This is a genomic window from Paraburkholderia sp. RL17-337-BIB-A, from assembly GCF_046025895.1.
GTDB lineage: Bacteria > Pseudomonadota > Gammaproteobacteria > Burkholderiales > Burkholderiaceae > Paraburkholderia > Paraburkholderia fungorum_C.
This window is the reverse complement of record NZ_JARESY010000003.1, coordinates 522,693-549,081: the sequence shown is the minus strand read 5'-3', so window position 1 is coordinate 549,081 and position 26,389 is coordinate 522,693. Positions and strand designations below refer to the sequence as shown.

The following is a 26,389-nucleotide window of genomic DNA, read 5'->3' as shown; positions in this document are numbered from 1 at the left end:
GTAGTAGGCCACCAGCAGCGCGACCGGCTGCCCGACCGTCGCCCGGAACGCCCCGAGTGCGGTGAAGAAGCCCGGCGTTGCCCCCCGCGCGTGCCACCGTTCGTCAAAGAACCGGAACTCTTCGTGCTGGTCGTCCTGAAACCGTCGGGCCGCGGCGCGAACGAGCCGCAGCGGCGTCGCGGCAAACACATCAGGCGGCAGCGCCTGCAGCGTCTTCGTGCATTCCTCACGAATGGCGTGAACCGAGGTCTCGACCTGGCTCACGACCTCGAGATCCATCGGGTTATAGAGCACGCGCCGGTCTTCAAGGAACAGCATGAAACGCCGGACGATCGCGGCGTCGGATGGTCCCGGATCGGCCCATTGCACACCGCCAAACGGCACGCTGATGCCGGTAATCCTGCGCGCGATCGCGCCGGTCACCCGGCGTCCGCGTTTCAGCCATTGCCTCATTGCCGGCTCCTTCAAAGTTCTTCGGGGCTGGGAAAGTCCTCGTAACCCGGGGGCACGGTGTAGCCGGGGTTGTTCGTGTAACGGGGATAGGCCGTCCGTGCCGGCAACGGTCTGAAGCCGGGCCTGTGCCAGTCACGCTTGGCCCGGCTGGTGATCAGGCGGTTGCTGCTCATGATTTCGCCGAGATAGGCGCCATTCCGGTCATACACCTCGCCCCGACAAAACGGCCGGCATGGCGCCACCTTTCTTCGATGGCTTTAGAAGCAGTCTATTTGATCAATATAAACTATTGAATTAACCACTACAATAGCTCGGGTTTATACTCACTCCGGTTGTCGCCGCAGCACACTGCCCGGCCCTTACCAATCGCCCTTCGCGGCCAGCAACCGGAGTTTCACCATGCTCAAGTCACTCATTCCCGCCGTCGCTCTCGCTTCGGCCCTGGCCGCGCCGGCCGTATCGTTCGCTCAACAATCGAACGGGCCGGTGACGCGTGCGCAGGTGCGCGCCGAGCTCGTCCAGCTCGAAAAGGCTGGCTGGCGCCCCGCCAGGGGTATGGGCAACAACCCGGATTACCCGGCTGGCATCCAGGCGGCCGAAGCCAGGGTGGCTGCGCAAAATGAAGTGACTGGTAGCTACGGGGGTGTAGCCGGTGGTGTGTCGGCATCCGGCGCCCCCACAGCGGCACGCTCTGAGGCCACTGGCAACACGAAGTCGATTTACTTCGGTCATTAAACCGTCAGGTTGGCGGGTGCGAGTCGCCCCGGCACCACAAAGTTTGCCGGGCATCTGAATGACCGCAAGACCAGGCGTCAAAGCAAATGACAGATTATGAAAGTTCGTAATTCGAGCGGCTGGGCGCCCCGAGGCCTTCGCGGCTGGTATTTCGCAGCGCTCGCGCTCATCGTCGCAAGCGGGGGCCGACTGCTGCTGGGTCCGCTGCTCGGGCCCATCATGCCCGGAACGGCCTACTTCATCGCTGCAGCGCTGATCGGATATTTTTTTGGAATGGCGCCGGCGCTCGCCGTTATGGGGTTTGGCCTCGTAATAGCCGACTACCTGTTCGTACCGCCTTATCAGCAAATTAGCGTTCTCGACCAGTCCGACGTCTGCTTGATCGTCTCGCTTCCGCTCGTCAGCATTCTAGTCATCTGCCTGATCGAGAGGTTGCGTCGCGCGCAGTTCCGGAGCGAACTCATCGGCCTCGTAGCGCAATCCCGCTATGAAATGCTTTTGCGTGCTGATAACGAGAGGCTGCTGGCCGGTCGTGCGGTCGATGAGACGCATCGGCTGCTGCGGCATCTTCCTCATTACCACGACGACATTATCCTGATTCAGGCACTTGATCACCGGGCGGCGCTCGACGACCGCGGCGGCACCGGTGTTGCCATGTCGGAGAGGATTGCAGCGGCCACCGCGCCGGGGCTGCGCTACGAGCATGTTCATTCCGAAGACATCAGGCTCCTGTTGCCGACGCTCACGCCCGGCAACCATCGCGCGCGCGTGGACATGGGCGCCGGACAGTTCCAGCCAATGGACTGCGTCTGCGAACGCTTCAGGACGCACGCAGGTGACTTTCTGGTCTTACGGCTTGGGGGCTGAGTTTGTCAGATACAAAGTCGTTGTTCAACGAAGGCGGAGATCACGCGGTCCTCCTGATCCATGGCCTCTCCAGTACGCCGCTCGAGATGCGGTTCCTTGCCCGAGCTCTTGAGCGCAATGGCTTCGTGATCTGCGCGCCCACGTTTGACGGCTATAGCGCGGGGTCCCCCGAACGCAAAATGGAAGCATGGCTCACGGCAGTGATTCGAAAATTCGACGAGCTGTCGGGCCGGTATGCACGTGTTTCCGTTTGCGGTCTTTCTATCGGGGCGACATTGGCGCTGGCGCTTGTCAGGCATCGCCCGGCGGCTCAAGCCGTTGTTCTCCTGTCTGTCACGCTCGCCTACGACGGGTGGGCGATACCGTGGTATCGATTCCTGCTGGGGGCGGCATATTACACGCCCATGCGCGGAGGCTGGCGATATCGCGAAGGGGCGCCATTCGGACTCAGGAACGAGGCGCTGCGAGCAAAAATTGCACGGGCAATGCAGAAGGATGGGTTCAGCGAGGTTGGCCCTTCCACCATTTCCCTGCCGGCGCTCCACGAAGCCTCGCGGCTCGCCAGGAGCGTGCGCGGCTTTGTCCGCGATATAAAGAACGACTGCCTGATCATCCACGCTATCGACGATGAAACTGCGAATCCCAACAACGCGAAATTTGTCAGCTCGCACATTGGCTCCGCGTTTCTGCGTTCGATTTATCTGGACGATTCGTACCACATGATTACGTCCGACAACGAACGCGAAATCGTCGCGCGGGAAGTAGGCGTGTTTCTGCGGGAAAGTGAAGTGGCCCGAAGCGGTGCAGGCGGAAAAGCCGCTCCGGTAGTCTCCAGGGCACTCGCGAGGCGTTTGCGGCACATCGCAAAAGCGGGGGTGCAAAGTGGTGCTTGATTCGAGGTGTGAGGCTTCGCATGCGGGCGTGGGCGCCACTGCTCTCGCAACGACGGGAAGGGCGCCGTGAGGGTAAGCCGCGCGCTGCAGTGCTTGCCGATTGCGTTTGGGTGCTTTTGCCTCACGCATGCGTTCGCCGACGACCAGGACGCGAGCGTGAATCCTGCCGGGGCCGATAAATGGAAGATATCGGTGGGTCCAGGCCTGATGCTTTCTCCCCGATATCCAGGCGCACGCGAGTTGCGACTCCTGCCGATTCCATCGCTCGATATCTCCTACGATGACCGGATTTTCTCGCAGGGTCTCGATCTGATCGGGATCAATGTGCTTAAAGGCAAGGGCGACACCTACCATGTCGGCGCTGCGATCAGCCTGGATTTTCAATCGCGCAACGAGTCCGACGACCCGCATTTGCATGGGTTAGGCAACGTGGACGAGGGCCCGAAACTCAAACTTTTTGCCGACTATTCGGTGTCGTTGCTGACCGGTTCGGTTGCGGCCTACCAGGACATTGCGGGAACGGGCCAGGGACTTCTGGTCAGTGCTGATCTGCTGGCTAACCTGCCGCTGACCTCAAGGTTCCTGGTGTCATTCGGGCCGGGCACGACATGGGCAAATGCAGAATATACGCGGTCGTTATTCGGCGTGAGCGCCACACAGAGCGCTGCGTCGGGTCTGCCACCCTTCAACACGAGTGCGGGACTACGTGACATTCACCTGAACGCTTACGCGAGCTATGACATAACGAAGAAATGGGTCGGCTCGTTGGCCGTAACCGTTGGCCGGCTGCAGCACGACGCGGCACACAGTCCCATCACGGAGCGCCGGGATGAACTGAACGTTGTGGCCGCAATCAACTACCGCTTCAGATAGTTGGTGCTGTCCGCGCGATGCGGGCCTTTCGACATCAAATAGTCAGCAGGCAAGCGAGACATAGTGCGGACGGTCAGTTACCTTTACCTCTCGGCCGTTCCGGTCGATCAGCGTCATTCGCTCCGCTTGAACCGCGCACACGATTGACATAAAACCTGAACTCGACACAGGCTCTCGAGCGTCTGTTCATGCGGATGCTAGAGTCATTCACGAGACTTGGTCGAATGGCGCAAACGGGTCGATTGCAGCCGATCGCGCAACGCGAACGCAAATCCAAATGGCTGCTCGATGTTCGCCCTGGGTGGCGTGACAGTCTTTTTAATTTGCCGACACGCTGTATCAGATGACCGCAACTTCGCATGGCGCTGTGAAGTTCATCTCCCGTAAAGACTCACCTCGGAAATCCATTTCGAGCAAAACGTGCAACTAACCGTCCGGCACGTCTGCGTGCCCGTCAACCGCAAACCCCGTCTCCAATAGAGCGGCGGACCGACATGAAATGTCGTTCCGCCTGACCGGGCATCGCAGCGAGGTCGCCTGTGCGATTATGCGAGAGGCGCTCGAGGGGCAATTCTGGCGGCCGCCAGACGCTGACCAGGTCCGGATGCTCAAGGCGTTTGCTGATGGACCGCGCCGCATTATCGCGGTCGCCGGAAGAAAAGTCCGCCTGCGTCCGGGGGCTCTGGTGCAAATAGGCAATTTGGTCGAGAGGTCTTCAATAGGTAGGATACCTCATCGAGCAGACAGGACGGCATTCCAGACTGAGGCCGCAATGGTATCCCTGAGGCCGAGCTTTGCGAGGTTGAACTGACCTTTGCGAATGCGATGAATCAACTCGATGCCTGAAATCGTGACCGCGGCACTCCTGAACCGTTTGAAGCCGAGCATCACGTTGGTTCTGGACTTGATGTTGCGATGGTCCTGTTCTATCGGGTTGTTCAGGTACTTCGAGGATCGGACCTTTGTGTCCTCGGGCAGCAAGCCGTCGGCCTTCATCTCGCGCACCGCGCGATGCGAGGCAGCATAGCCATCGAGCGTGATCGTCTCCGGCGCTTGGCCCTGATGCTTGATGGCTTTGCCGAAAAAGCCTTTTGCCGCGGCCACGTCGCGCTTTGCGCGGAGCATGAAGTCCACTGTCTGGCCGGCCCGGTCCACCGCCCGGTACAGATAGACCCACCTGCCACGGATTTTAAGATACGTTTCGTCAACACGCCATGACCGCCCTGCGGGCGTGCCAAAACGGTTCCAGCGCTTGACGAACTCCGGTGTAAAGCGCTTCACCCAGCGCAGAATCGTGGTGTGCGCCAGCGACAAACCCCGCTCGGCCATCATCTCCACCAGATCACGCAGGCTAAGCTTGTAACGAAGATACCAGCGCACGCACAGAATGATGATCTCTCGATCGAAATGTCGTCCATTGAACAACACATCCATAGTCTTTAACTTGCTCATCGCCGGCCATCAGTTCGTTTGCTTCGACAACTCTAACCGATTTCGCCATTCCTATTTGCACCATAGCCCGCAATGGCACGACCACGCTGTTTGCCGCGCTCAACGTGCTGGATGGTCAAGTCATCGGCCAATGCCAACAGCGCCACACGCACATCGAGTGGCTGAAGTTCCTGCGCCAGATCGATCGCGAAACGCCCAGGGACAAGACGCTCCATCTGATCGCGGACAACTACGCCACGCACAAGCATCCGGCCGTACAGGCCTGGCTGGTCAAGCATCCGCGCTTCAAATGCACTTCACGCCCACCTCCGCGTCGTGGCTGAACATGGTTGAGCGCTTCTTCCGCGATATCACCACCGAGCGGTTGTGCCGAGGCGTGTTTGCCAGCGTGCCCGAACTTGTCGCCGCCATCGATGAGTACGTCGCCCATCACAACACCAACCCCAAACCGTTCATCTGGACCAAAAAGCGCTCGCGACATCCTGCAGAAGGTCATTCGCGCAAACCGCCGCTTAAGTTCCAAACAGAATGGAACACTGCACTAGGACGCTGAAGATCCTGGTAAATGCGTCATGGTGATAAGCGACCGCGGGCGGCGGCCGCGCGCCAGATCGTTACGTCGTTGGCGATCGATGGGCTTGTGACTTCTGGTAAATTTATCGCTGGGCGGCGCAGTACAAATACAAAGACCGCGAATGATATCGTCGAGGTGTGTCATGGAAGTTCTTGATCGCGCGCCCGCCGTCTCGCCGGACGGACGCGCCGTGGTTTTCATGCTGTCGGCCCGCGGCCGCAACGTCGAAGCCGCGGTTGCGCGTGCGGCACTCGAAGAACACTTCTGGCTACCGCCCGACGCCGATGCGGCACGCACAATCAAGACATTTGAAAACGGTCGCAACCGCATCGTCGCGGTCGCCCAAAGAAAATTACTTGCGCGGCCCGACGAACCGCTGCGGCTGACCGTCAACGACTTCGTGACCCGGTAACCGACCGATGGCTGACGATGACTGTCGCGTCGAGATGCGTCTGATAAACACAGAAAACGCACGATCGTTCCTGTCGGTGCTAAGTTCAGATGTCGGGGTTCCCGCTAATTAGAAATGTCGCATTCCAGTCATTGAGAAATGTCCGGGGGTTTCAGGGGTTTGTCTTTAACGGGTTTGCTCTCATGCATTGTTGAAGGACGACGCCTGAACTGGCAGGGGCGCTGACGTCTGTGTCGATCACCTTTGCAGTCCGACGGCCAGGTTTGCGTGGTTGCTGCGCTTGCCGTTGCTGCGACTGTTCCAGAATCACACCGTCGATATCGGCCTGCGTGAACTCGCGCGGCTTCTTCTTGCCGGGCCGGCGGTCCTTTGCGCGTACGGGCATGCCCCGGTTCGTGCGCGACGGCGAACCCGAGGCACGCCGGTCATCACGCTGCGCCTGCAGCGCCTGCGCAACCTGCAGTGTGTGGCCCAGCCGCTTGTGCTCGATGATGGCGCCCTGGTCGATTTCCGCAAGCTTGTCGTAGCGGCGAACGGGCAGGGCGATGCCGTCGGCCCGGATCTCGATGCGCCCGTCCGGATACTCCCATACATCGATGTAGTGGCCGATCCACCTACGGTTCGCCTTGGTGTTGTCGAGCAGATAGATCACACGGTCGTTCTGCAGCGTCAGTGAATCTGAGACCTTGCGCATCACCCGCCACGTGAGGATTGCGTCGATCCTCATCGTCACGCAGCGGCCGGTGCGCGTCAAAGGTGCTCCTGGGCGGCTTCGCGAAGCGGGCGTTGTAGGCCGCCATGAAGGTGGGTGCGTACGCGTTGGCGGCGGCGATGGTGCTGATGCCGCGCAGCCGCAGCTCCTTGACCAGCCGGTCCTGCAGCGTCAGGTGCGCGCGCTCCACGCGGCCCTTGGCCGGGCTGCTGTTCGCACACCATGTCTCGATATTGAGCTCGTACATCGCGCGGCCAAACTGCGTGATACCGCGTGCGCCGGTGCGGCTGTACACCGGCCGGAACACGCTCGCGCGGTCGCTGTAGAACGCCACCGGCTTGCCGTAGCGTTCGAGGTACGCGCGCGTCGCCTCGAAGTAACTGAACGTCGATTCGGTGACCGTGAAGTGCAGCACCATCAGGCGGCTGGTCGCATCGTCGACATACACGAGCAGCGTGCATTGCGGCGCCCGCTCCTCGAACCACGCATGCTCGCTGCCATCGATCTGCACCAGCTCGCCGGTACAGGCACGCCGGGCCCGTGGCTGGTAGACCTTCGGTGCCCGCTGGCTGCGCGGAATCCACAGGCCGGCGGCGATCATCAGCGTGCGTACGGTCTCGACGGACATCGCGATGCCATGCGACTCATGCAGCTTCTCGCAGGCTAGCGTCGGCCCGAAGTCCGGATAGCGTTCCCGTATCAGCGCCAGCGCCTGTTCGGCCTTGCCGGCGGGCAATTGGTGGTTACTCGCCAGGCCACGTTTGCGTGAAACCAGACCGGTCGCTCCGGATTCCTGATAGCGCATCACCAGCCGTTCGACCTGCCGCACGGTCAGCTCCAGACGTTCAGCTGCGCGCCCGGGCTTGAGTCCCATCTCCACCACGGCCTGGATCACCTTCAGACGGTCGAGTTCGCGCATGTTCAGTGTCACCAGTTCGGCTGCACGCATGGCGGGCTCCCGCAATCAGACCGGAAACGCCGAGCATGGCACCCGCTGCAAAACACGACATCTGTAAATAGCCAGAACACGACATTCTCATATTGCCGCTACAGTTCTGTCGAGGCCATTCTGAAATGTCCGCTTTCCGGCCAAGTTGAAATGTCCGGGTTTAAGGGGTTTGTTTCTAACGCCTTTTGTCTCACACCTTGTTGAAGGACGACGCCTGAACTGGCAGGGCGCTTACGTCTGCGTCGATCACCTTTGCAGACCGACAGCCAGGTTTGCGTGGTTGTTGCATTTGCCGCTGCTGCGACTGTTCCAGAATCACACCATTGATATCGGCCTGCGTGAACTCGCGTTGCTTCTTCTTGCCTGGCGAGCGGCTTTGGACCCTGGTTGCAACGCCGAGGTGGGTTCGCGAAGGCGCTTTTCCGATCCGACTGTTATCGCGTTGAGCCTGGATCACCTGCGAGACCTGAAGCACGTGACCCAGCCGCTTATGCTCAACGACCGCGCCCTGGTCAACTTCGGTCAGCCGGTCGTACTGTCTGCATGACAGTGCATGACCATCGGCGCGGAGTTCGATACGCCCATCCGGGTACTCCCAGACCTCGATATACCGGCCGATCAGTTTGCGGTGCTCGGGCGTGTCGTTCAGCAGATACGTGACGCGGTCATACCGCACAGTCAATGACTTGCTCACCTTGCGCGGCTCGCGCCACGTGAGCACCAGATCAAGATTCTCGTCAGCCCTGAGTGGACGGTGAGCATCGAATCCGCTCTTTGGTGGCTTCGCGAAGCGCGCGTTGTAATTTGCCATGAAGGCAGGCGCATACGCATTGGCTCCGGCCGCCGTGCTGATGCCACGCAACCGCAATTCTTTTACGAGCCGGTCCTGCAACGTCAGGTGGGCCCGTTCGACGCGCCCCTTGGCGGGGCTACTGTTCGCGCAGAACGTGTCGATGTTCAGCTCGTACATCGCCCGGCCGAAATGGGTCACGCTGTTGCCATCCTTGTTCGCACCCGTCTTGCGAAACACGCTGTACTTGTCGCTGTAGAACGCGACAGGCTTGCCGTGGCGTTCAATGTACGCACGCGTCGCTTCGAAGTAGCTGAAGGTCGACTCGGTGGCTGTGAAATGCAGCGTCATCAGCTGGCTCGTCGCATCGTCGACGTACACCAGCAGCGAGCAGGCCGGCGCCCGTTCCTCGAACCACCGGTGATCGCAGCCATCGATCTGGATCAGCTCGCCCAGACACGCGCGCCGCGCACGCGGCTGGTAGATCTTCGGTGGCCGCTGCCGGCGGGGCACCCAGAGACCTGCATCCGTCATCAGACGCCTGACCGTCTCCTTTGCAAGCCGGATGCCGTGACATTCGTACAGCTTCTCGCACGCGAGTGTCGGCCCGAAATCGACATAGCGATCACGAATGATCGAGAGTGCCCGATCGGCCATCACCGCGTCCAGCTGGTTGTTGCTGGGCCTCGAGCGCCGACGCGACACGAGGCCTTCCGGTCCATGTTCGCGCAGTCGCGCAACCAGGCGCCGGATCTGCCGCGTCGTCAGCCTGAGCCGTTCTGCCGCGCGCCACGGCTTGAGCTTGCCGTCGGCGACGTCCTGAATGACCTTGAACCTGTCCAGTTCGCGCATCGTCATGGTTATCCGTTCGGTCGCAGCCATTAAAGCCTCCCGCGCCGGAACGCCGGCGGCTGGTCAGCTTACGCTGCGAAAAAGCGGACATTTGAACTTGGCTAAAAGCGGACATTACTACTTAGCCTCTACAAGTTCAATTGTTGATAATTAGGATTATGTCAAATTCAAGATCCAAAATAAAAGCCCGCCATTGGCGGGCTCCCCACGAAATCATTTCGCCTTCAGTTTTTTCAACATGCTGATCGCATGACGGACGCGCTCGTGCTTGCGCTCCTGCGCCTCTTTTGCCAGTCCTCTGCGTTTGATCGCGTAGACTTCCAAGCGCCGCTGCTCTTCATCGGAAAGCGTGCGACCCTCTAAAACGTGGCGTACGACTCGCTGTTCCATCGTTGATTTCTCCACTTAACGTAACCAGTTTAAAGCCACTTGGGAGGCTCCGCAAGCGCTAAAGGCTTGATTGTTCTCAGCTTTAGTCGGTTCGTTGTCTCCGAATCCGGCCGATGGTCCAATGTAAATTGCGTCTCCGAAGAAGAGTCCACCGACAGCAGCAGACCGTGGTGGCCAACTGGTAGGTAAAGTTCCTGTGAGCTGCCATTCTCGTGTCGCCACAAACCAACGGACCGAACCGGATTCCGCTCAAGCAAGTTGGATCGATCAACCATGCCCGCACTTGTAATTGAGAGCACCGAGCTACCAGGATCCTCGGCGAGAACCGTGGCATATCGTCCAGGCCACCTTTGGATCAGTTGAGGGCCATCCATAAGCAATGCAACCACCAAATTTGGTCCTACGGCACGAATCACCTGCATCGCCGGATCTGCGCGCGCCAAGTCCTCACAGATGAGAACGGTCATGCATAAGTCGTTGCGAACTGCGAAGAACGGGAGCTCTCGCCGAGAGACGTCAATGTACTCCCATGATTTCGAGGACGGATCCAGCTCCGTCAGGCCGTAACGCTCAATCTGCGCGCCGTCGAGAGCCCATCGATGGTGCTTCCTGTGACTTCCGGGTGTGACTTGGGCCTCGCCATTTGGCCCCTGAGCTCGAAACACCCAGTTCATTGCCACATTGCAAGGAAGGCTTCCATCTCCTTCCTCCGATGCGCCGCAGATGAAGAACTTGAGCCCGAACTCACCAGCTATCAGCGCAAGCTCAGCACCCACCTGCGCGGCAAGGTCTTTGTCAAACGCTAGCTCCGGCAGCAAGATACCGTCAATTACATCGCCCCCCGCCCCGCGCTTCGCGGACTCTAGAAGCGGCTTCAGTAACTCGTCGACTAGTTCGCGAGCCGAAACTTTGTCGCTGCTGTTTGGCTTCTCCAACCAAGTTTGATTTACGCCGAAATAGGATGGTACCTTTCCCAGCCCATCGAGATTATTCGGCTCCCCTTTACGTGTGAACGCATCTTCACTGACCCTGAAAGGAAACGGAACAATCAGCAAACGTAGAGCCTTTCTCTTGGCCGGTCCGGTGTCGCGCGCATCAGGTTTGTCGTCCGTCAGAAGCCACTGCGGTTTCAAGACCGTAACGGGTGGCAAAAGTGCCAGATGATGACTCATCGACCGCACCGTGCAACCAACTGGCGTAGTAAGCGCCTTTGGGAACACCACGCAGACATGAGGAGATACTCGTCGACAGAGCGAATGCTGTGCACTGCTCCATTTTTTGAGATCTGTTGTGTCTCCCGTCGTGAGGGCATTAAGACACTCTTTCGCGGCATCGCTAGCGGTATCGTTCGACCAGCCTACACCCACGCAGGCCTCGTCGGCGACCGCCAGCAATCTAATAAGCAGTTGCAAAACCCGGTCGCTGACCACCCCATGCGGGTCGTCGTGCAGCTGATCTATACGAACTTGGCCGTAGAGGACAAGAAGCTCAAGCCACCACTCGTCTACGATATCAGGAGCATTGGTAACGTTCCCCCGCCAAAGTTTTGCAGCTTCGGAAACCTCCGAGATATAAGCCTTTCGTTCCTCAAACCCGGAGTCCATACACGATGCGTGCGTAAAACAACTTGCAAGCTCGATAATAGTCGCAGCAACAGCGAACAGATCAGGCGGCCAAGCCGGACACTCAAGCCACGGCCGCAACGTCTGCAAAACCTCTTGCTCGTCTTCTGAAAGGGTCTCCTCATCATCGTTTGCGTCGCCTAATGATTCAGCAGTTTCCTCGTCGGTCGCGTCCTCCGACTGGACGCAATAGAGATCCCTCTGATCCGCCGTGTCCTCGTCATCGAATTCATCGCGAAGCCCTTCGGGTGAGAGGACTCGTTTAATGACATCCTGTATTGATTGACTTTCTGGAAGCATAGGCCGCCGTTTATCTCGTCTTATGGAGGCGCCAAACTTTGCAGTCTTGTAGCGCGCTATGCGCTAGCATCCACCCGCAGAGGCGACCTCAAATTTTCAATTTTGAACACGCAAGGGAACGCTTACGCGTGGCTCGATCGCTCGTAGTTGGTGATGCGCCTTAAGGATGTCGCTATGCAGTTCACCATGCTTGGGAGCGTGAACAGTGAGCACGAGCGCGTACGGAATCAATTCCGCGTGTGCGCCCGCGGCACCACCTCCGTCACGAGCTGTGTAGTGTATGTCAAAAGCTGCCTGATTTAGACTGCTTCCGCGCATTCTACGTGTCGCGTGCAGCACGGTCTCCCACTTCCCGAGATCGGCCCGCTGCTGCTGCTCGGTACGAAACTCCTTTTGCGAGAAGAAGCTCTTCGTCTCGGCGCTGCGTCCAGTCTTCCTCTCAACGTTGGGCCGGAATGTCACAGTCAAGCCGGCCTTTGTGTACGCCGCAGCATCTTCAACGTCCACTGTACACGCGTAGCAGAATGTGGCCGTCAGGGTGACGAACCCCTCCAAGGGGCCGTCCGGCAACGGTACCGGAGCGCGCAGGTATTTCCCTGGGCGAAGAAACCCTTGATAGATAATTCGCGCGACCCCGTTACCCGTAGTAATCACTGCGGCAATATCTTCTGGAATCCTCCCCCAGCCGACATCTTTCGCGTCATGCCCATCGCGAGTCTGAGCGCCATGAATCAGAAGCGCTTTGATCGTAAGTGGATGAATAGCTTCACCTAGAATCGCGCGTATCCCCACGGCGGAGCGGAGGGCATAGGGGGCAGAGAAGCTCGTGCCCATGGTGGCGGTAAGTTCGCGCCTCTTTCCAGGTCTCGCGACGTGAAAGTACTCCTTCGGGCAGCCACCGAAAGCCACAATATCGGGCTTACGAATGCCAGGACTTCTCCCCGGACCTTGTGCCGAATAAGGAGCGCGCGCCCATTCATCTTGAGACTTATCCGCTGCACCCACGGCCAATGCATTGACGCAGTCGGCGGGCACTTGAATCCGGTTTAAGCCAAGCTCGGGCTTCAATTCACCGTTGTTACCCGCAGCGACGGTAACAAGCGTACCGCCATCGCTCAACATGGTGTCCAAAACAGCCGTCCATGCATGAACATCATCATCCTCAATGGGCAACTCGGGACCAAGGCTAAGGTTCAAAAATTGGTACTGCCGAGAGAGCAGCACTTCTTCGATATGTGCCAGCGTGCGGTATAGCTCAAGAGGGTCTTCCTCTTTGAACCCGTCGTCCAACACTCGATAGACGTCCACATAGGAATATGGCCGTCGAGCCTCTTGACCCGGTTCAACGGGGCCGAACAGAAATGCGGAAGTTACCCCCATTCCGTGATCGAGAAATTCGGAGACATCGCTCGCTGCAGGATCTGATTCACGATACATACGCACGAACCTATCAAACCCGTGCTGGTCCGGCAACCCGCCGTCCAGAATAGCGACCTTGGGCTCATCAGACACGGGATCAACAACGGGTAATTCAAAGGGTACGCGGACCAAGGATCCCTTCGGAACGGGTCGATGACTCCGCAGTATCGGCATCGGTCTCAGTACACGTAGCAACGAAAATTTGGCAAGTCGCTCCAGAGCGACTGCGGGACGACCCTGGACTGCGACAAACAGCATCCCACCGACCGGAAACACGAACTCTGCGTTCACCTCGAATCCGCACAGGTTCGCATACGCCGAGAACGCCGCCTGTAGCACGTCGACATCTTGATCCGGCAACAAGTGCAAGCCGGCTTCAAACACGGTTTCATGTCCGTTATGCGTCGTTCTGATGCGATCATCCGCCGTCATCGCTCGAAAGTCTTCAATTTCGGCAAACTGAAGAGCCTCACGGCTATTGTCTCTGAGCTGTCCGATGACTCCTGGCAATCGCGCGAAAGATCTACGCGTTCCGGCGACGAACAGTCTCGTCGATGTCTGCACCTCCGGCGCCGTCTTGCGCGTCTCCTTTCGCGGCCTGACGAGGACGGAGCGGCTTCCCAGAGAGGTCAGATTTGCCTCCCGCAAAAACTGAGAGGGGAAGAACGACTTTGCAATATAAGCCGGGTGCAGGTCAATCATTGCGACTGCCATATCACCGGGGCAAGCCTCAGCCGGGAGGTTTTGAAACTCTGCCGACGCTGTCGCAATCTGAGGCATCAGATGGCGCATCGCGTCGTCAAACGCATACGGGTGCGCCTTGTCAGGGTCAATCGGCGGAGGCGGAATATCGTAAGTCAGTAGCTCTCCCCGTCCAATTAAAAATCGCCCCGCAGCCATGTCTAGCTATCCTTTCGGCCGCCCCGGCCGCGAATTGGTGAAGGTCCCGCGTACTTCCGGATAGTGTCCCGAGACACTCCCGTAAGATCCATAATCTTGTTGTGAGAAAACTGTCCCGACCGCGCTAGTTCTATAGCCATCCGCTGTCGAACGGGCTTCTCTACCGTCGCGATTTGCTCTCCGATGAGCTCCAGCGCTGCGTGAATCGGACTTTCACCATCAAGAACAGCCCGTCGACGAAGCGCCATAATCGCGCGCTCGATGTCCGCCGGCGATAGATCACTAAGAGACTCCGCTAGCACATCTGCGACCGCCTCGAACTCGCCGAGATCTGCCCCGAGGAAGCGTCGGACCGCCGCTCCTACTACGCCTTTCTCGGACTGAGCAAACTGGAGTTGAGCGTCAAACCTTCGCCAAAGTGCAGGATCAACGAGCTCCGGGTGGTTTGTCGCAGCGAGCAACAAGCTCGAGTCAGGCCAGTTGTCGACTTCTTGCAAAATAGCGGTGACGAGTCGCTTTAGTTCCCCAACGTCAGAATCATCACTTCGCCGCTTCGCGATAGCATCAATTTCATCAAGCAGAAGAATTGAGTCATTGGCTCGTGCGTGATCAAAGACCAGGCGCAGGTTATTGCCAGTCTTTCCGAGCATACTGCTCATTACGGTCGTAAGGTCTAATACCCAGAGCGGCTTACCTAGCTCTGCAGCGATCCAACGCGCGGAAAGTGTCTTCCCAACTCCTGGCGGGCCAACGAGGATTGCAGATCGCGTTGGGCGAATCCCCCTGTCTTCCAGTTTCTTCCTTTCGACGCGCTCCCTGATGATGCCGGAGATCTGACGAAACAAGCTCTCGCCCAAAAGAGGATGCTCAATCCCCTTCCGATCGTCGAAGACGCGAAGTAGCGCCATTTTTGTGTCTGCATCGACGGGAATTGGCTCCGCGGGCTCGGGGTGAGCTCGGCGCAAAACAGATGACCCAGAGGCGCGCAAGTTTGAACGACGCAACGAAAGATTTAATTGATCAGCGAGCGACGGCCGTACGGTTCGATACTTGCGGACGAGTTTCGCCAAAAACAAGCGGCCATCATCATATGCTTCATCGATGAGCAAACCCGCCAAATTGGCGAAATCCGCTTCGATATCGCTTGATTCGGCAGTTTTGTTCGTCATCCCTTTTACCTCCGTGCTTTACATAGTCGCTCAATTGGCGAAATTCTACCAATTAACTGGCGAAAATCAAATGCTTGCGGTCGTCCTGTTGCAAAGTAAATACTTTCTTCAGACCGTGCAGGGGCTCCACGCAATACGAGACCGATATACCCGCGGCGCACCGCGAGATACTGAAACTCCTCGACCATGCGCGACGTCGACCCCTCGACCGGGTCGTTCGCATACTCCAGCCCGGTCGCCGTGGTCGCACGCAGTGTCATGTGCACGTAACTGCTGCACGGCCTGTCAACCAGCGTGCAGGCCGGATCGATCACAGAGTCATGCCGCCAGTTCAGTAGCGGTGCCACCTTTGCAGCGCGAAGCGGTTGGTTGCCACCGGGATCGCCCGTATCTGGTAGGGCTGCAACAGTTGCACAGGGGTGTTGGGCTCGTCCTCTGGTTCGAAGGGCACACACGGGCTAGCAGGCGGTGCACTGTCCGTTAATCTGTACAGCCCCTCAATCGGCGCGGTCCGCTTCATGTCGTCAACTCGCCCGGTATCCCATCCCGTACTGGCCGTCAGCGTCGCTGTTTTCAGTTTCGGGTAGGTCGCGCGCAGGCGACCCGGAAGAGCCGCACGCCTTCACGGTCGGCAGGCTGGCGCATCGGCCGCAGCATTCTTTTCGTGAACGCGCCGACTGACTTGCCGCAACCGGACGGACCAGTCCGCTTTGATGAACGCGGTTGAGTTGTGCAGCGCAAGGAACGTCGGCTATGGCCGGTAGTCAATCGAGGCATGGTCAGATGACCGGGCGCTTATAGTCATAGCGTTCCTCGCCTCGCGCCCATATGTACGGGGGAGGAATCGGATTTGTGTCCTGGGAAATCCAGCTAAAACAATGGCTTGACAGCCTCTTGCGCTGACGGAATCCCGTTGCACAATGGCGCTTCACCAACTGAAGGAGAAACGGGATGAGCAATGAGTACGCCGGCAAAGACGCCGCATTCCAGAAGGACATCATCGCCGCACTGGTACTGCGCCATACGATCAACCTGAACCGGGAAGTCAACGTGAGTAATTTCCAGGCGGAATGGAAGGACAAGATCAATCCCTGCCTCAGCGTCACGCGCGATGCAATCCGTCACGCGACCGGTCGTCACAAAATGCGCGAAAAGGTACTGGGCCAGTGCGAAGTTGCGCTGCCCCGCCCGGGTGTTGACGTCAGGGGGCGACAATACGCTGAAGGCCTGCCTCTCGCCGGTTCGTTCGCCAAAAACTGATTCGCTTCGCTTGCCGAGTTGCGCCGCAAAAACGAGCAAGAAATCGAGGCGGCAAAGGCGAAGGATCCAGAGCGTGACTCGACTGAGCCACCCGTGTTTTGATCAGTCAACTTTCGCGGTTGCCTCTGCATGACGCGCAGCAGGAAACACTTCCAAACCGTCGCCCGATATATGTTCCATCCCTGAGATGCCGGCCGCGATCTTGAACAACACGTACACTCCGCCACCGCCACCGCCACTGCCTTTCTTCGAGATCCAGCGGCTTCTGTTTTTTGTTCTACCGCCAGAAAGTCGGGCCGCTGGCTTTCTTTCCGGCCACGACGGGTTAGCGCATGGAAACGAAATACCTCATTCGCGCCATTCTCGAAGAGTCAACCGTCCCGCAGTCTAACGACGAAATCACCTTCCGCTAGGAAAGCGCTGCGTCATGCTCGTGCGTCCTCCAGCATCGACTGCCGACGGACGACCCGCCCCCCTTCGAAGACGGAATATACGCCATCATTGAACTCTACTTGAAGCAGCTCGTGATGCCATGTCGGCGGAACAGTTTCGTGCACAACCCGGAGCGTAGCGAGTACCGTTCTTTAGAGCGGAATTTCGCCGCAAAAAACTGGCTCTTTTGAAAACGGAGTGGGTGACGGCCTTCAGCGGGCATGCGAGTTGAAGGCGGAGAAGTCGAGTTTGCCTGCGATGAGAAACAGGACCGTTCGCATGGTTTCGAAGCGAGCGTATCCGCGTGCCTTGCGCTTGGCGGCCTGAAACAGTCCGTTGATGGCTTCGATGAAGCCGTTCGTCTGGCGGGTCTGGGTCCAGGCGACGATGCCGTCAAAGTGTCGGCGAATCAATCGCACCACGTCCTTCATCGGTTCGACCTTCGAACGCATAACGTTGGTGCACCACTGCTGCAGCATGTCGGAGACGACATTGATTTGCTTGCGCTCAAGAATCTCGCGCAGTTGCTCGCGATATAGCCATGCGCGCGCGGTGCGCTTCGTGGTGTACTGACTGACGAGCGCCTCGAGGTCGGTCAATTGCGCCAGGTTGAGTTTGTTCGAGTCTTTGAGCAGCGTCCAGCGCATACCTTTGAGTTCCGGGTCGACCTTCTGTTGCTGTCGACGCACGGTATCGAGCGCCTTGGACGCGTGAGCGACGACGTGAAACTTGTCGAAGGTCAGCCGCGCATCGGGGAGATGCTCATTTACGCCCTTGATGAAGGCCGGTGACATGTCAATGCTGACCGAGTCAACTTGCTCGGGCTTGCCACCGTGTTGGACAAGATAGGCCGCGAAGCCTTCAATTGTGCTGGCATCCTTGCCGGTCGTCACGAACACGACGCGCCGCGCCTGCATGTCGGCCACCAATGTCAGATACTCATGACCGCGCCGGTACGAGGTTTCGTCAATCGCCACCGTCGTCACCTCCGACAGGTCCGCCGACGCGAGCGCCAGTTCCACATAGCGCGAGCAGATGGCGTGAACCCGGTGCCACGACAGGTTGACGATGCGCGCCACGGCAGCAAACGGCATCTGCTGAGCGAGCATCAGCACGAGCGCCTCGAACAGCAACGTGAAGCCGCTGAGTTGGCCGACCCAATCAGGTTCCACCAACCGTACCGAGCCGTCCGGCAAGCGCACACGCGGCACACGTACTTCCAGATAGCACTCGTGTTGAAAGAAATTCAAATGGCGCAGACGCTTGATTTGCGTGTCGTGCACGGGGTGCTCGCCGGCTACGCCAGCATAGGCAAACCGACTGCCCGCGACGAAGTCCACGGCAATCGTGAGTTGGCGTTTGCCGGTATCAAAGTCGACGCTTTGTACGTACCACGGTGCCTTGATTCCCAGGGCGGCTTCAAATAGTTGGTTCGTCATTGTTCGATTCGTCTTGCATGGCTGGTTGCAGCATTCTGCCGCAACCAGCCATGACTCAGCTTATCGAATCAGGCGCCTCAAGGGTTCGCTGCGCCGGGCTTATGCCCGCCCTTGACCCGCCAAACCACCCACTGAGAATTCAAAAGAGGCAGAAAACTTTTAGAAGTAAAATTACACCTACCAACGGCCTTACGAATCAATCAAGTTTTCCTAATCAATATTACATAAATACAATTATCAACAATTGACATGTAGCGGCAATATGAGAATGTCGTGTTCTGGCTATTTACAGATGTCGTGTTTTGCAGCGGGTGCCATGCTCGGCGTTTCCGGTCTGATTGCGGGAGCCCGCCATGCGTGCAGCCGAACTGGTGACACTGAACATGCGCGAACTCGACCGTTTAAAGGTGATTCAGGCGATTGTGGAGCTGGGACTGAAGCCCGGGCGCGCAGCTGAACGGCTCGGGCTGAGCGTGCGCCAGGTCGAGCGGCTGGTGATCCGCTATCGGGCTTCGGGTGCCGCCGGTTTGTGCTCGGGCCGACGCGATCGCCCGGGCAACCGGAAACTGGATGAAGGACTGGCTGTGCGGGCGCTGACGATCATCCGTGAACGCTACGCCGATTTCGGGCCGACGCTGGCCTGCGAGAAGCTGCACGAATGCCATGGGATCACGCTGTCGAAGGAAACCGTGCGGCATCTGATGACCGATGCGGGCTTATGGATTCCGCGCCGGCAGCGCCCGCCGAAGCTCTACCAGCCGCGGGCCCGGCGCGCGTGTCTGGGCGAGCTGGTGCAGATCGACGGCAGCGAGCATCCGTGGTTCGAGGCACGGGCACCGCAATGCACGCTGCTGGTGTATGTCGACGACGCAACCAGCCGGCTGATGGCGCTGCATTTCACGGCGACCGAATCGACCTTCAGCTACTTTGAGGCGACGCGTGGGTATCTGGAGCGCTACGGCAAGCCGGTCGCGTTCTATAGCGACAAGGCCAGCGTGTTCCGGCCGACGCACACGCAGACCGGCGACCGGGGCGTGACGCACTTTGGCCGCGCGATGTACGAACTGAACATCGACACGTGGTGCGCGAACAGCAGTTCCGCCAAGGGCCGCGTCGAGCGGGCGCACCTGACCTTGCAGGACCGGCTGGTGAAGGAACTGCGGCTGCGCGGCATCAGTACCATCGCGGCGGCCAATGCGTATGCGCCTGCCTTCATCGCGTCGTACAACGCGCACTTTGCGAAACCGCCGAAGAGCACGTTCGACGCACACCGGCCGCTGCGCGACGATGAGGATCTGGACGCGCTGCTGACGTGGCGCGAACTGCGGCGCGTGACGAAGTCGCTGACGGTGCAGTACGACCGCGTGATGTACCTGCTGGCGGACACGCCGGCGAACCGGAAACTGATCCACCGGTATATCGACGTGTGGGAGTATCCGGACGGGCGCATCGAGGTGCGGGCGGATGGCGTTGCCCTGCCCTGCGTCCCCTATGACCGGCTGTCGGAGATCGATCAGGGCGCGGTGATCGAGCACAAGCGGCTGGGGCACGCACTGCAGGTGGCGCAGGCGCTGCAGGCACAGCGTGATGACCGGCGCGCTTCGGGTTCACCGTCACGCACGCATCGTGGGCTGGCCGCCGGACGCAATCAGCGCGAACCGGGCACGAAGAAGCAGCGCGAGTTCACACGGGAAGATGTCAATGCAACGCTGACGCAGTTATCGGCAAAGCCGGTCACGATCGCGGTCAAGGCTCGCAAACCCGGGCCGCGGTCTGCAGGCACCCACTGAACGGACTGACACGCCCTGCCCGTTCACGTGCTGTCCTGCAACACTGCATTGAGCTTTAACCCATAAAAAGAGACTCAGCACCGGTGCCAGATACGACATTTCTATTTAGCTCCAGCAACGACATCTTGAAATGGCTTTGACATGAACTTGTCAGAGCTTTTTAGTAATGTCTGGTTCTGGCTCATTAGAAATGTCCGGTTCCCGGCTCCGGACCGGCCGCTGTAGCGCATGCTGCGGCATCACAGCCAGCCCGGAGCCCGACCATGAACGGACGTGGATTCATCACGATCAGCATGCACGAGCTCGAGCGTGTGAAGATCATCGAGGCGGTCGTCCAGGGGCGGCTGACGGTCGTGCTGGCGGCTGAGCGGCTGCAGCTGTGCGAGCGTCAGGTCAGCCGGCTGGTGCGGCGCTACGAGGCTGCAGGACCGGCGGGACTCATTTCGGCGCGGCGTGGCCAGCCGAGCAACCGCGAGCTGCCGGTTGATCTGCGTGCACGGGCCATGGCGCTGGTGCGTGAGCGCTACGCGGATTTCGGACCGACGCTGGCCTGCGAGAAGCTGCGTGAATGTCACGGGCTGGCGCTGGCGAAGGAAACGGTACGGCGCTGGATGCGTGATGCCGGGCTATGGATTCCACGCCGGCAGCGGCCGCCGAAACTCCACCAGCCGAGAAACCGCCGCGCATGCCTGGGCGAGCTGATCCAGATCGACGGCAGCGATCATCGCTGGTTCGAGGACCGCGCGCCGGCCTGCACGCTGCTGGTATTCATCGACGATGCGACCAGCCGGCTGATGGCGCTGCACTTCACGGCGACCGAATCGACCTTCAGCTACTTCGAGGCGATGCGCCGCTACCTGGAACAGCATGGCAAGCCGGTCGCGCTGTATAGCGACAAGGCCAGCGTGTTTCACTGCAACAGCCATTCGGTGACGCCTGGCAAGGGCGTGACGCAGTTTGGCCGGGCGCTGTACGAGCTGAATGTGGATACGTTCTGTGCCAACAGCAGTCAGGCCAAGGGGCGCGTCGAGCGCGCCAATCTCACGTTGCAGGACCGACTGGTGAAGGAGTTGCGGCTACGTGGCATCAGCACGAAGGAGGCGGCCAACGCTTATGCGCCCCACTTCATCGCCGACTTTAACGGCCGGTTTGGCAAGGCGCCCAGGAGCACGTTCGACGCGCACCGGCCGCTGCGGACGGATGACGATCTTGACCTGATCCTGACATGTCGCGTGCCGCGGCGCGTGTCGAAGGTGCTGACCGTGCAGTACGACCGGGTGATCTATCTGCTTGAAGACACGGTGGCAAACCGCAGCCTGATTCACAACTATCTGGACGTGTTCGAGTATCCGGACGGGCGCATCGAGATCCGGGTGAATGGTGCTGCCCTGCCCTGTGTCCGCTACGACCGGCTCTCCGAGATTGACCAGGCGGCGGTGGTTGACAACAAGCGGCTGGGGCACACGTTGCAGATGGCGCAGGTGATCCAGGCGCAGCGTGATGACCGGCGGGCGTCGGGCTCGCCATCGCGGACCAACCAGGGCGAAGCACCCCGACCGAAGGAGCGCAAGGTAGGCACCCGCAAGCAGCGGGAACTGACGCGTGAAGAGCTGAATGAGGCGATCCTGAGAACTGCCGGAACTCGGGTTGGCTCGGTGCTTTAAAGCCCTTAAAAGTAGATATTTCTGAACTTCAAAACCGGACATTTCTAAAAAGTCCAAACCCGGACATTTCAGAATGGCCTCGACATGAACTTGTAGCGGCTAGATGATAATGTCCGCTTTTAGCCGCATAGAAATGTCCGCTTTTGATGCCGTCGTATGCTAGCCAGCTGCCGTTTTTCCGGCGCTGGAGAGTTCGATGGCTGTGACAGAACGGATAACTATGACGATGCGGGAATTGGACCGATTCAAGGTCATTCAGGACGTGATGGACGGACGGCTCAAGCCGTGGCGTGCAGCCGAACGTCTCGGACTGACGACGCGGCAGATACGCCGTCTGGTGACGCGGTTTCGCGAGGCTGGCGCGGCTGGACTGGTCTCGCGCAAGCGCGGCATGCCCGGGAACCGGAGACTGGACGACGAGCTGGCCCAGCGGGCGCTGGCGATCGTGCGGGAGCGATACGCCGATTTCGGACCCACGCTGGCGTGCGAGAAGCTGCGTGAATGCCACGGCATCCGCCTGGCGAAGGAAACGCTCCGGCAATTGATGATGGATGCCCATCTGTGGGTGCCGCGCCGTCAACGTCCGCCAAAGATCTACCAGCCACGTGCCCGTCGTGCGTGTCTGGGCGAACTGGTGCAGATCGATGGCAGCGATCACCGGTGGTTCGAGGATCGGGCGCCGGCGTGCGCCCTGCTGGTGTACGTCGACGATGCGACGAGCCGGTTGATGGCGCTGCATTTCACGCAGACCGAGTCGACGTTCAGCTACTTTGAAGCGACGCGTGCGTACATCGAACAGCACGGCAAACCGGGCGCGTTGTACAGCGACAAGTACAGCGTGTTTCGCAAGACTGGGGCGAACAAGGATGGTAATAGCGTGACCCACTTCGGCCGCGCCATGTACGAACTGAATATCGACACGTTCTGCGCGAACAGCAGTCCGGCCAAGGGGCGCGTCGAGCGCGCACATCTGACTTTGCAGGATCGCCTCGTGAAGGAACTGCGGCTGCGTGGCATCAGCACGCTCGCCCAGGCCAATGCATACGCGCCTGCCTTCATGGCGGCCTACAACGCGCGTTTCGCCAGGCCGCCCAGAAGCGAGTTCGACGCACATAGGCCGCTTCGCGCTGACGAGAGCCTTGATCTGGTGCTCACCTGGCGCGAGCCGCGCAAAGTGACGAAGTCGCTGACGGTGCAATACGACAAGGTCATGTACCTGCTCGAGGATACGCCGGAGCACCGCAAGCTGATTGATCGATATATCGAGGTCTGGGAGTACCCGGATGCGCGGATCGAACTCCGGGTGGACGGCCGTGTTCTGACGTGCAGGCAGTACGACCGGCTGGCAGAGATCGATCAGGCCGCCGTCGTTGAACACAAGCGACTGGGCCACGTGCTTCAGGTCTCTCAGGCGATTCAGGCACAACGCGATAACCAGCGCATCGGCAAGGCACCTTCCCGAACGCATCTGGGCGCTCCAACCAAAGGCCAAAGTCGTTCGACGGGCAAGAAGAAACAACGCGAGTTCACGCAGGCCGACGTCGAACATACGATTGTGGATCTTGCCCGGCAAAGACAGGCACAACCGCAACCCCGCAAACCTGGCCGACGGTCTGCAAGAGACGGTGGAACAGGCGTAAGCGCCCTGCCCATTCAGAACGGTGTCTTCGACACTGCGTGATCTTTAACCCATGAGAAGCAAAGCCGGAACCCTTAAACCCGGACATTTCTATCTGGCCAGAAAGCGGACATCTGAATCTGGCCTCGACAGCACGAGCGTGCTTTTTATGTGTCTATCAGACGGACATGGACGCGACCGTCATCCTCGGTCAACGGTCGGTTACCGGGTCACGAAGTCGTTGGCGGTCAGCCACAGCGGCTCGTCCGGCCGCGCAAGTAACTTTCTTTGTGTGACCGCGACGATGCGGTTGCGACCGTTTTCAAATGCCTTGAGTGTGCGTGCCGCGTCGGCGTCAGGCGAGAGCCAGAAATGTTCTTCGAGTGCGACACGCGCAACCGCGCCTTCGACGTTGCGGCCGCGGGCCGACAGGATGAAAACCACGGTGCGTCCGTCCGGCGAGACGACGGGCGCGCGATCAAGAACTTCCATGACGCACCTCAACGAGATCATTCGCGGTCTTTGTATTTGTACTGCGCCGCGTAACGATAAATCTACCAGAAGTTGCAAGCAGCGCGGTCGTCAACGATTTAACGATTCAGCTACGCCCGGCGTCCGTGAACGAAGACCATCATGGAGCGTTTGTTGCGCGCCCCACATTCCCGCAATCCCTTTGTTGCACGCGGGTTTTTGTTTTGTAGCGTGTCAGCCGGCATTGACGGGTAGTCTCATATTGAAAATCGACATTCGTCATGACGGTGAGCTTTCTCGGGAGACGCCGTGTGGCCGATCCCGGGCGAGCACCCCGGCATGGCACCTTGAAAACACAGCCAATCCTGTGTTTATCAGCGCGAACGCAGTAGTCGCTTCTGAAGAAGCGTGCGTAAATCGCGGCGCGTATCGGTGACGACGTGAATGTAAATCGTGTCACCGCGCACCTCATAGATAACCCGGTTCTGACCGCTCAACGCTTCGCGGAAGTTCAGACCGCCAAAATCTGAAAGCTCCGCTGGAACGTAACCGCTCTGCGGGAATTGCCTGATGTTTCCAAACGTGAGGGCAAGCTGCTTGGACGTCTGGTTCCACGTCTCGGTACCGAAACTCCTGAGAATGTACCGGCGCAGATCCTTCGTATCCTCCTGCGCCTCTTCAAGTATCAGGAGCTTGAACTTCGTCTGCGCCATCAGCCGATCTGTTCCTTCCGGTCAAGGTCGTCGAGCTCCGCGAGAAACGCATCCGCGTCCTTGAATTTCCCCTGTTCGATGTCTTTCTGACCCAAGGCCAGAATCTTGAGCAACGCCAGCGTTTGCTGCGTGTCCTCATAGCTTTGCACGTCCTGAACGACGAGCCTGGCTTCACCGTTCTGCGTAATGAGCAGCGGCTCGCCGGAAGCCGTCAGATCCTTCACAATCTGCGCTGCATCGCTTTTCAGGTAGCTGATTGGCTTTACGTGGTCTGCCAGACGCATGTGTGATCCTCGGTTTGTCGCTTCGCTTAGACCGAATATAGACTAAATTCGGTTTTATGCAAAGTGCTTGTCTGAGAAAGCGGCCACTCGCGATTTGTCGCCACGATGGTCGATTTGCCCACCGTAAGATACGCTGCAGTTCACAACGTTTGTCCGTCGCCCTGAATTCGCCGCACGCGGCTTCGCCCGGTTGCGCCATCGCGGGCGATGCAGCGCGCTGGTCGGCGAACACAGAGGTTCAAGTGGCGAAGCCAACAGACAAGTGAGCAGCCAGCGACAACGCACGATGTGAACTAAATAGTTCACTCACTAAAATTGATCACTTTAAGCTTGTCAATCCGTACGCCAGTCACTCGAAACGTAAGCGATCCATATTCGGCGTCTACCCAACGACGCTCTGAGCGAGGAGCATAGGTGTCCACCTATTTTGGAGGTGGACACCTATGACTGGCAAAGACTCAGAGTTGAAAGTAGTTCGTCAAAGCCGCGACGGGCGCCGTCGCTATGACGAGGAAGGCAAGCGCGTACTGATCGAGGCCGCGTTGCGACCAGGCGCGTCGGTCGCCCGTTTGGCACAGGAGCACGGGATCAACGCTAACCTGCTGCGCAAATGGATCACAAGGTACCTGATGGAGCGCGAGAAAGGCATCGCATGGGCATCGCAGGAAACGCGCGCCGGCGAGCGCGATCTACCGTCATCTTCCGTCGACGTGATTGCCCACGAGGACTTTCGTCGTGGCGTGGATGACGTATCGATCGACGTTGCGGGCTCACGTAAGCACCTCTTGTCCGCACCGTCTCCCTCTGCATTTGTGCCGGTCGTCTCAGCACCATCGGTGCCGCCGTTGCCACTCGTGTTGACTGCAACTGCGCCGATCACGCTTTCGCTGCATGTGCGACTGTCGAATGGCGTGGAGCTTGATCTCAGTGCAGCGAGCATCGACGAACTGAGCACCGTGGTCCAGATGTTCGGGAGGATGCCGTGTTCCGGTTCGACGAAAATCTGAAGGTGTATCTGCACCGCGATCCCGTCGATTTCCGGTACGGAATGAACAGTCTGTCGATTCTCGTCGAACAGGCGATGCGCCTGAATCCGATGGATTCCTCGCTCTACGTTTTTACCAACCGGCGATGCGATCGCGTCAAGATCCTGGGCTGGCAGGACAACGGTTTCTGGCTCATGCTCAAGAGACTCGAGGCCAATGACCGCTTCGTCTGGCCTGACAGCAAAACCGAAGTCGTGACGTTGACCGTCAATCTGCTGCACTGGCTTCTCGAAGGTGCCGACATTGCTGCTCTTCAGCGGCATCGGAAACGCCATTATGCTCGCGTGAGTTGAACACGTTATCGGCGTGC

21 protein-coding genes and 3 pseudogenes are annotated in these 26,389 nt (G+C 59.0%); 12 read left to right on the top strand and 12 right to left on the bottom strand.

What is annotated here, in order from left to right:
• Positions 1-18 precede the first annotated feature (18 nt).
• Positions 19-453, bottom strand: a pseudogene (locus tag P0D84_RS49200) (DUF6650 family protein); the annotation flags it as partial.
• A 399-nt stretch (positions 454-852) separates the two neighbouring features.
• Here P0D84_RS49200 and P0D84_RS40405 point away from each other — a divergent pair.
• The 4 genes from P0D84_RS40405 (at position 853) to P0D84_RS40390 (ending at position 3,821) form a co-directional block, all read left to right on the top strand.
• Positions 853-1,188, top strand: a complete 336-nt coding sequence (locus P0D84_RS40405) for a DUF4148 domain-containing protein (RefSeq protein WP_408347703.1) — start codon at positions 853-855, stop codon at positions 1,186-1,188.
• Between the two features lie 96 nt (positions 1,189-1,284).
• On the top strand, positions 1,285-2,055 hold the full coding sequence (locus P0D84_RS40400; RefSeq protein WP_408347700.1) for a DUF4118 domain-containing protein: 771 nt from the start codon (positions 1,285-1,287) through the stop codon (positions 2,053-2,055).
• A gap of 2 nt (positions 2,056-2,057) precedes the next feature.
• Positions 2,058-2,948 (top strand): alpha/beta hydrolase, encoded by an 891-nt coding sequence (locus P0D84_RS40395; protein WP_408347697.1) that lies wholly within the window; start codon positions 2,058-2,060, stop codon positions 2,946-2,948.
• Positions 2,949-3,014: 66 nt separating this feature from the next.
• Positions 3,015-3,821 carry a MipA/OmpV family protein gene (locus P0D84_RS40390; RefSeq protein WP_408347694.1) on the top strand — a complete coding sequence of 269 codons (807 nt, stop codon included), beginning with the start codon at positions 3,015-3,017 and terminating at the stop codon, positions 3,819-3,821.
• 732 nt (positions 3,822-4,553) lie between these two features.
• Here the strand turns inward: P0D84_RS40390 and P0D84_RS40385 are convergent.
• The gene (locus tag P0D84_RS40385) at positions 4,554-5,273 is read right to left on the bottom strand and encodes an IS6 family transposase (protein ID WP_459252232.1); all 720 of its coding nucleotides are present in this window, start codon (positions 5,271-5,273) and stop codon (positions 4,554-4,556) included.
• A gap of 68 nt (positions 5,274-5,341) precedes the next feature.
• On the opposite strand from P0D84_RS40385, the pseudogene P0D84_RS40380 reads away from it, so the two are divergent.
• Both P0D84_RS40380 and P0D84_RS40375 read left to right on the top strand, forming a co-directional pair.
• Positions 5,342-5,818 (top strand): annotated as a pseudogene (locus P0D84_RS40380) (IS630 family transposase); the annotation flags it as partial.
• A 171-nt stretch (positions 5,819-5,989) separates the two neighbouring features.
• On the top strand, positions 5,990-6,259 hold the full coding sequence (locus P0D84_RS40375; RefSeq protein WP_408347691.1) for a DUF1488 family protein: 270 nt from the start codon (positions 5,990-5,992) through the stop codon (positions 6,257-6,259).
• Positions 6,260-6,509: 250 nt separating this feature from the next.
• Here P0D84_RS40375 and P0D84_RS40370 read toward each other — a convergent pair.
• The 6 genes and pseudogenes from P0D84_RS40370 to P0D84_RS40345 all read right to left on the bottom strand — a co-directional run.
• Positions 6,510-7,920 (bottom strand): annotated as a pseudogene (locus tag P0D84_RS40370) (ISNCY family transposase); the annotation flags it as partial.
• Between the two features lie 190 nt (positions 7,921-8,110).
• Positions 8,111-9,592, bottom strand: a complete 1,482-nt coding sequence (locus P0D84_RS40365; protein ID WP_408347688.1) for an ISNCY family transposase — start codon at positions 9,590-9,592, stop codon at positions 8,111-8,113.
• Positions 9,593-9,775: 183 nt separating this feature from the next.
• Positions 9,776-9,952, bottom strand: coding sequence for a hypothetical protein (locus tag P0D84_RS40360; protein WP_408347686.1), 177 nt, complete (start codon positions 9,950-9,952; stop codon positions 9,776-9,778).
• A gap of 29 nt (positions 9,953-9,981) precedes the next feature.
• Positions 9,982-11,874: a ribonuclease H family protein gene (locus P0D84_RS40355; RefSeq protein ID WP_408347683.1), complete on the bottom strand. Its 1,893-nt coding sequence runs from the start codon at positions 11,872-11,874 to the stop codon at positions 9,982-9,984.
• A 96-nt stretch (positions 11,875-11,970) separates the two neighbouring features.
• Complete coding sequence (locus P0D84_RS40350; RefSeq protein WP_408347680.1) at positions 11,971-14,193, bottom strand: S8 family peptidase; 2,223 nt, start codon at positions 14,191-14,193, stop codon at positions 11,971-11,973.
• 2 nt (positions 14,194-14,195) lie between these two features.
• Positions 14,196-15,362, bottom strand: a complete 1,167-nt coding sequence (locus tag P0D84_RS40345; RefSeq protein ID WP_408347677.1) for an AAA family ATPase — start codon at positions 15,360-15,362, stop codon at positions 14,196-14,198.
• A 951-nt stretch (positions 15,363-16,313) separates the two neighbouring features.
• Here P0D84_RS40345 and P0D84_RS40340 point away from each other — a divergent pair.
• Positions 16,314-16,622, top strand: a complete 309-nt coding sequence (locus P0D84_RS40340; protein ID WP_408347674.1) for a hypothetical protein — start codon at positions 16,314-16,316, stop codon at positions 16,620-16,622.
• Between the two features lie 644 nt (positions 16,623-17,266).
• Here P0D84_RS40340 and P0D84_RS40335 read toward each other — a convergent pair.
• Positions 17,267-18,493: an ISL3 family transposase gene (locus P0D84_RS40335; protein ID WP_408342594.1), complete on the bottom strand. Its 1,227-nt coding sequence runs from the start codon at positions 18,491-18,493 to the stop codon at positions 17,267-17,269.
• Positions 18,494-18,846: 353 nt separating this feature from the next.
• On the opposite strand from P0D84_RS40335, the gene P0D84_RS40330 reads away from it, so the two are divergent.
• The 3 genes from P0D84_RS40330 (at position 18,847) to P0D84_RS40320 (ending at position 23,628) form a co-directional block, all read left to right on the top strand.
• On the top strand, positions 18,847-20,283 hold the full coding sequence (locus P0D84_RS40330; RefSeq protein ID WP_408347671.1) for an ISNCY family transposase: 1,437 nt from the start codon (positions 18,847-18,849) through the stop codon (positions 20,281-20,283).
• Between the two features lie 263 nt (positions 20,284-20,546).
• Positions 20,547-21,947: an ISNCY family transposase gene (locus P0D84_RS40325; RefSeq protein ID WP_408347668.1), complete on the top strand. Its 1,401-nt coding sequence runs from the start codon at positions 20,547-20,549 to the stop codon at positions 21,945-21,947.
• A gap of 196 nt (positions 21,948-22,143) precedes the next feature.
• Positions 22,144-23,628, top strand: a complete 1,485-nt coding sequence (locus P0D84_RS40320) for an ISNCY family transposase (protein ID WP_408347665.1) — start codon at positions 22,144-22,146, stop codon at positions 23,626-23,628.
• Positions 23,629-23,787: 159 nt separating this feature from the next.
• On the opposite strand, the gene P0D84_RS40315 is transcribed toward P0D84_RS40320, so the two are convergent.
• The 3 genes from P0D84_RS40315 to P0D84_RS40305 all read right to left on the bottom strand — a co-directional run bounded on the left by P0D84_RS40315 (position 23,788) and on the right by P0D84_RS40305 (position 25,033).
• Complete coding sequence (locus tag P0D84_RS40315) at positions 23,788-24,057, bottom strand: DUF1488 family protein (RefSeq protein ID WP_408347662.1); 270 nt, start codon at positions 24,055-24,057, stop codon at positions 23,788-23,790.
• Between the two features lie 353 nt (positions 24,058-24,410).
• Positions 24,411-24,749 (bottom strand): type II toxin-antitoxin system RelE/ParE family toxin, encoded by a 339-nt coding sequence (locus P0D84_RS40310; RefSeq protein WP_408347659.1) that lies wholly within the window; start codon positions 24,747-24,749, stop codon positions 24,411-24,413.
• Positions 24,749-25,033 (bottom strand): type II toxin-antitoxin system Phd/YefM family antitoxin, encoded by a 285-nt coding sequence (locus P0D84_RS40305; protein WP_408347656.1) that lies wholly within the window; start codon positions 25,031-25,033, stop codon positions 24,749-24,751. Before P0D84_RS40305 ends, P0D84_RS40310 begins: the two co-directional genes overlap by 1 nt.
• A gap of 443 nt (positions 25,034-25,476) precedes the next feature.
• Between P0D84_RS40305 and P0D84_RS40300 the strand changes: the two genes are divergently transcribed.
• On the top strand, positions 25,477-26,040 hold the full coding sequence (locus P0D84_RS40300) for a transposase (RefSeq protein ID WP_408347653.1): 564 nt from the start codon (positions 25,477-25,479) through the stop codon (positions 26,038-26,040).
• Positions 26,016-26,372, top strand: a complete 357-nt coding sequence (gene tnpB / locus P0D84_RS40295; protein WP_408347650.1) for an IS66 family insertion sequence element accessory protein TnpB — start codon at positions 26,016-26,018, stop codon at positions 26,370-26,372. Before P0D84_RS40300 ends, tnpB begins: the two co-directional genes overlap by 25 nt.
• Positions 26,373-26,389 lie beyond the last annotated feature (17 nt).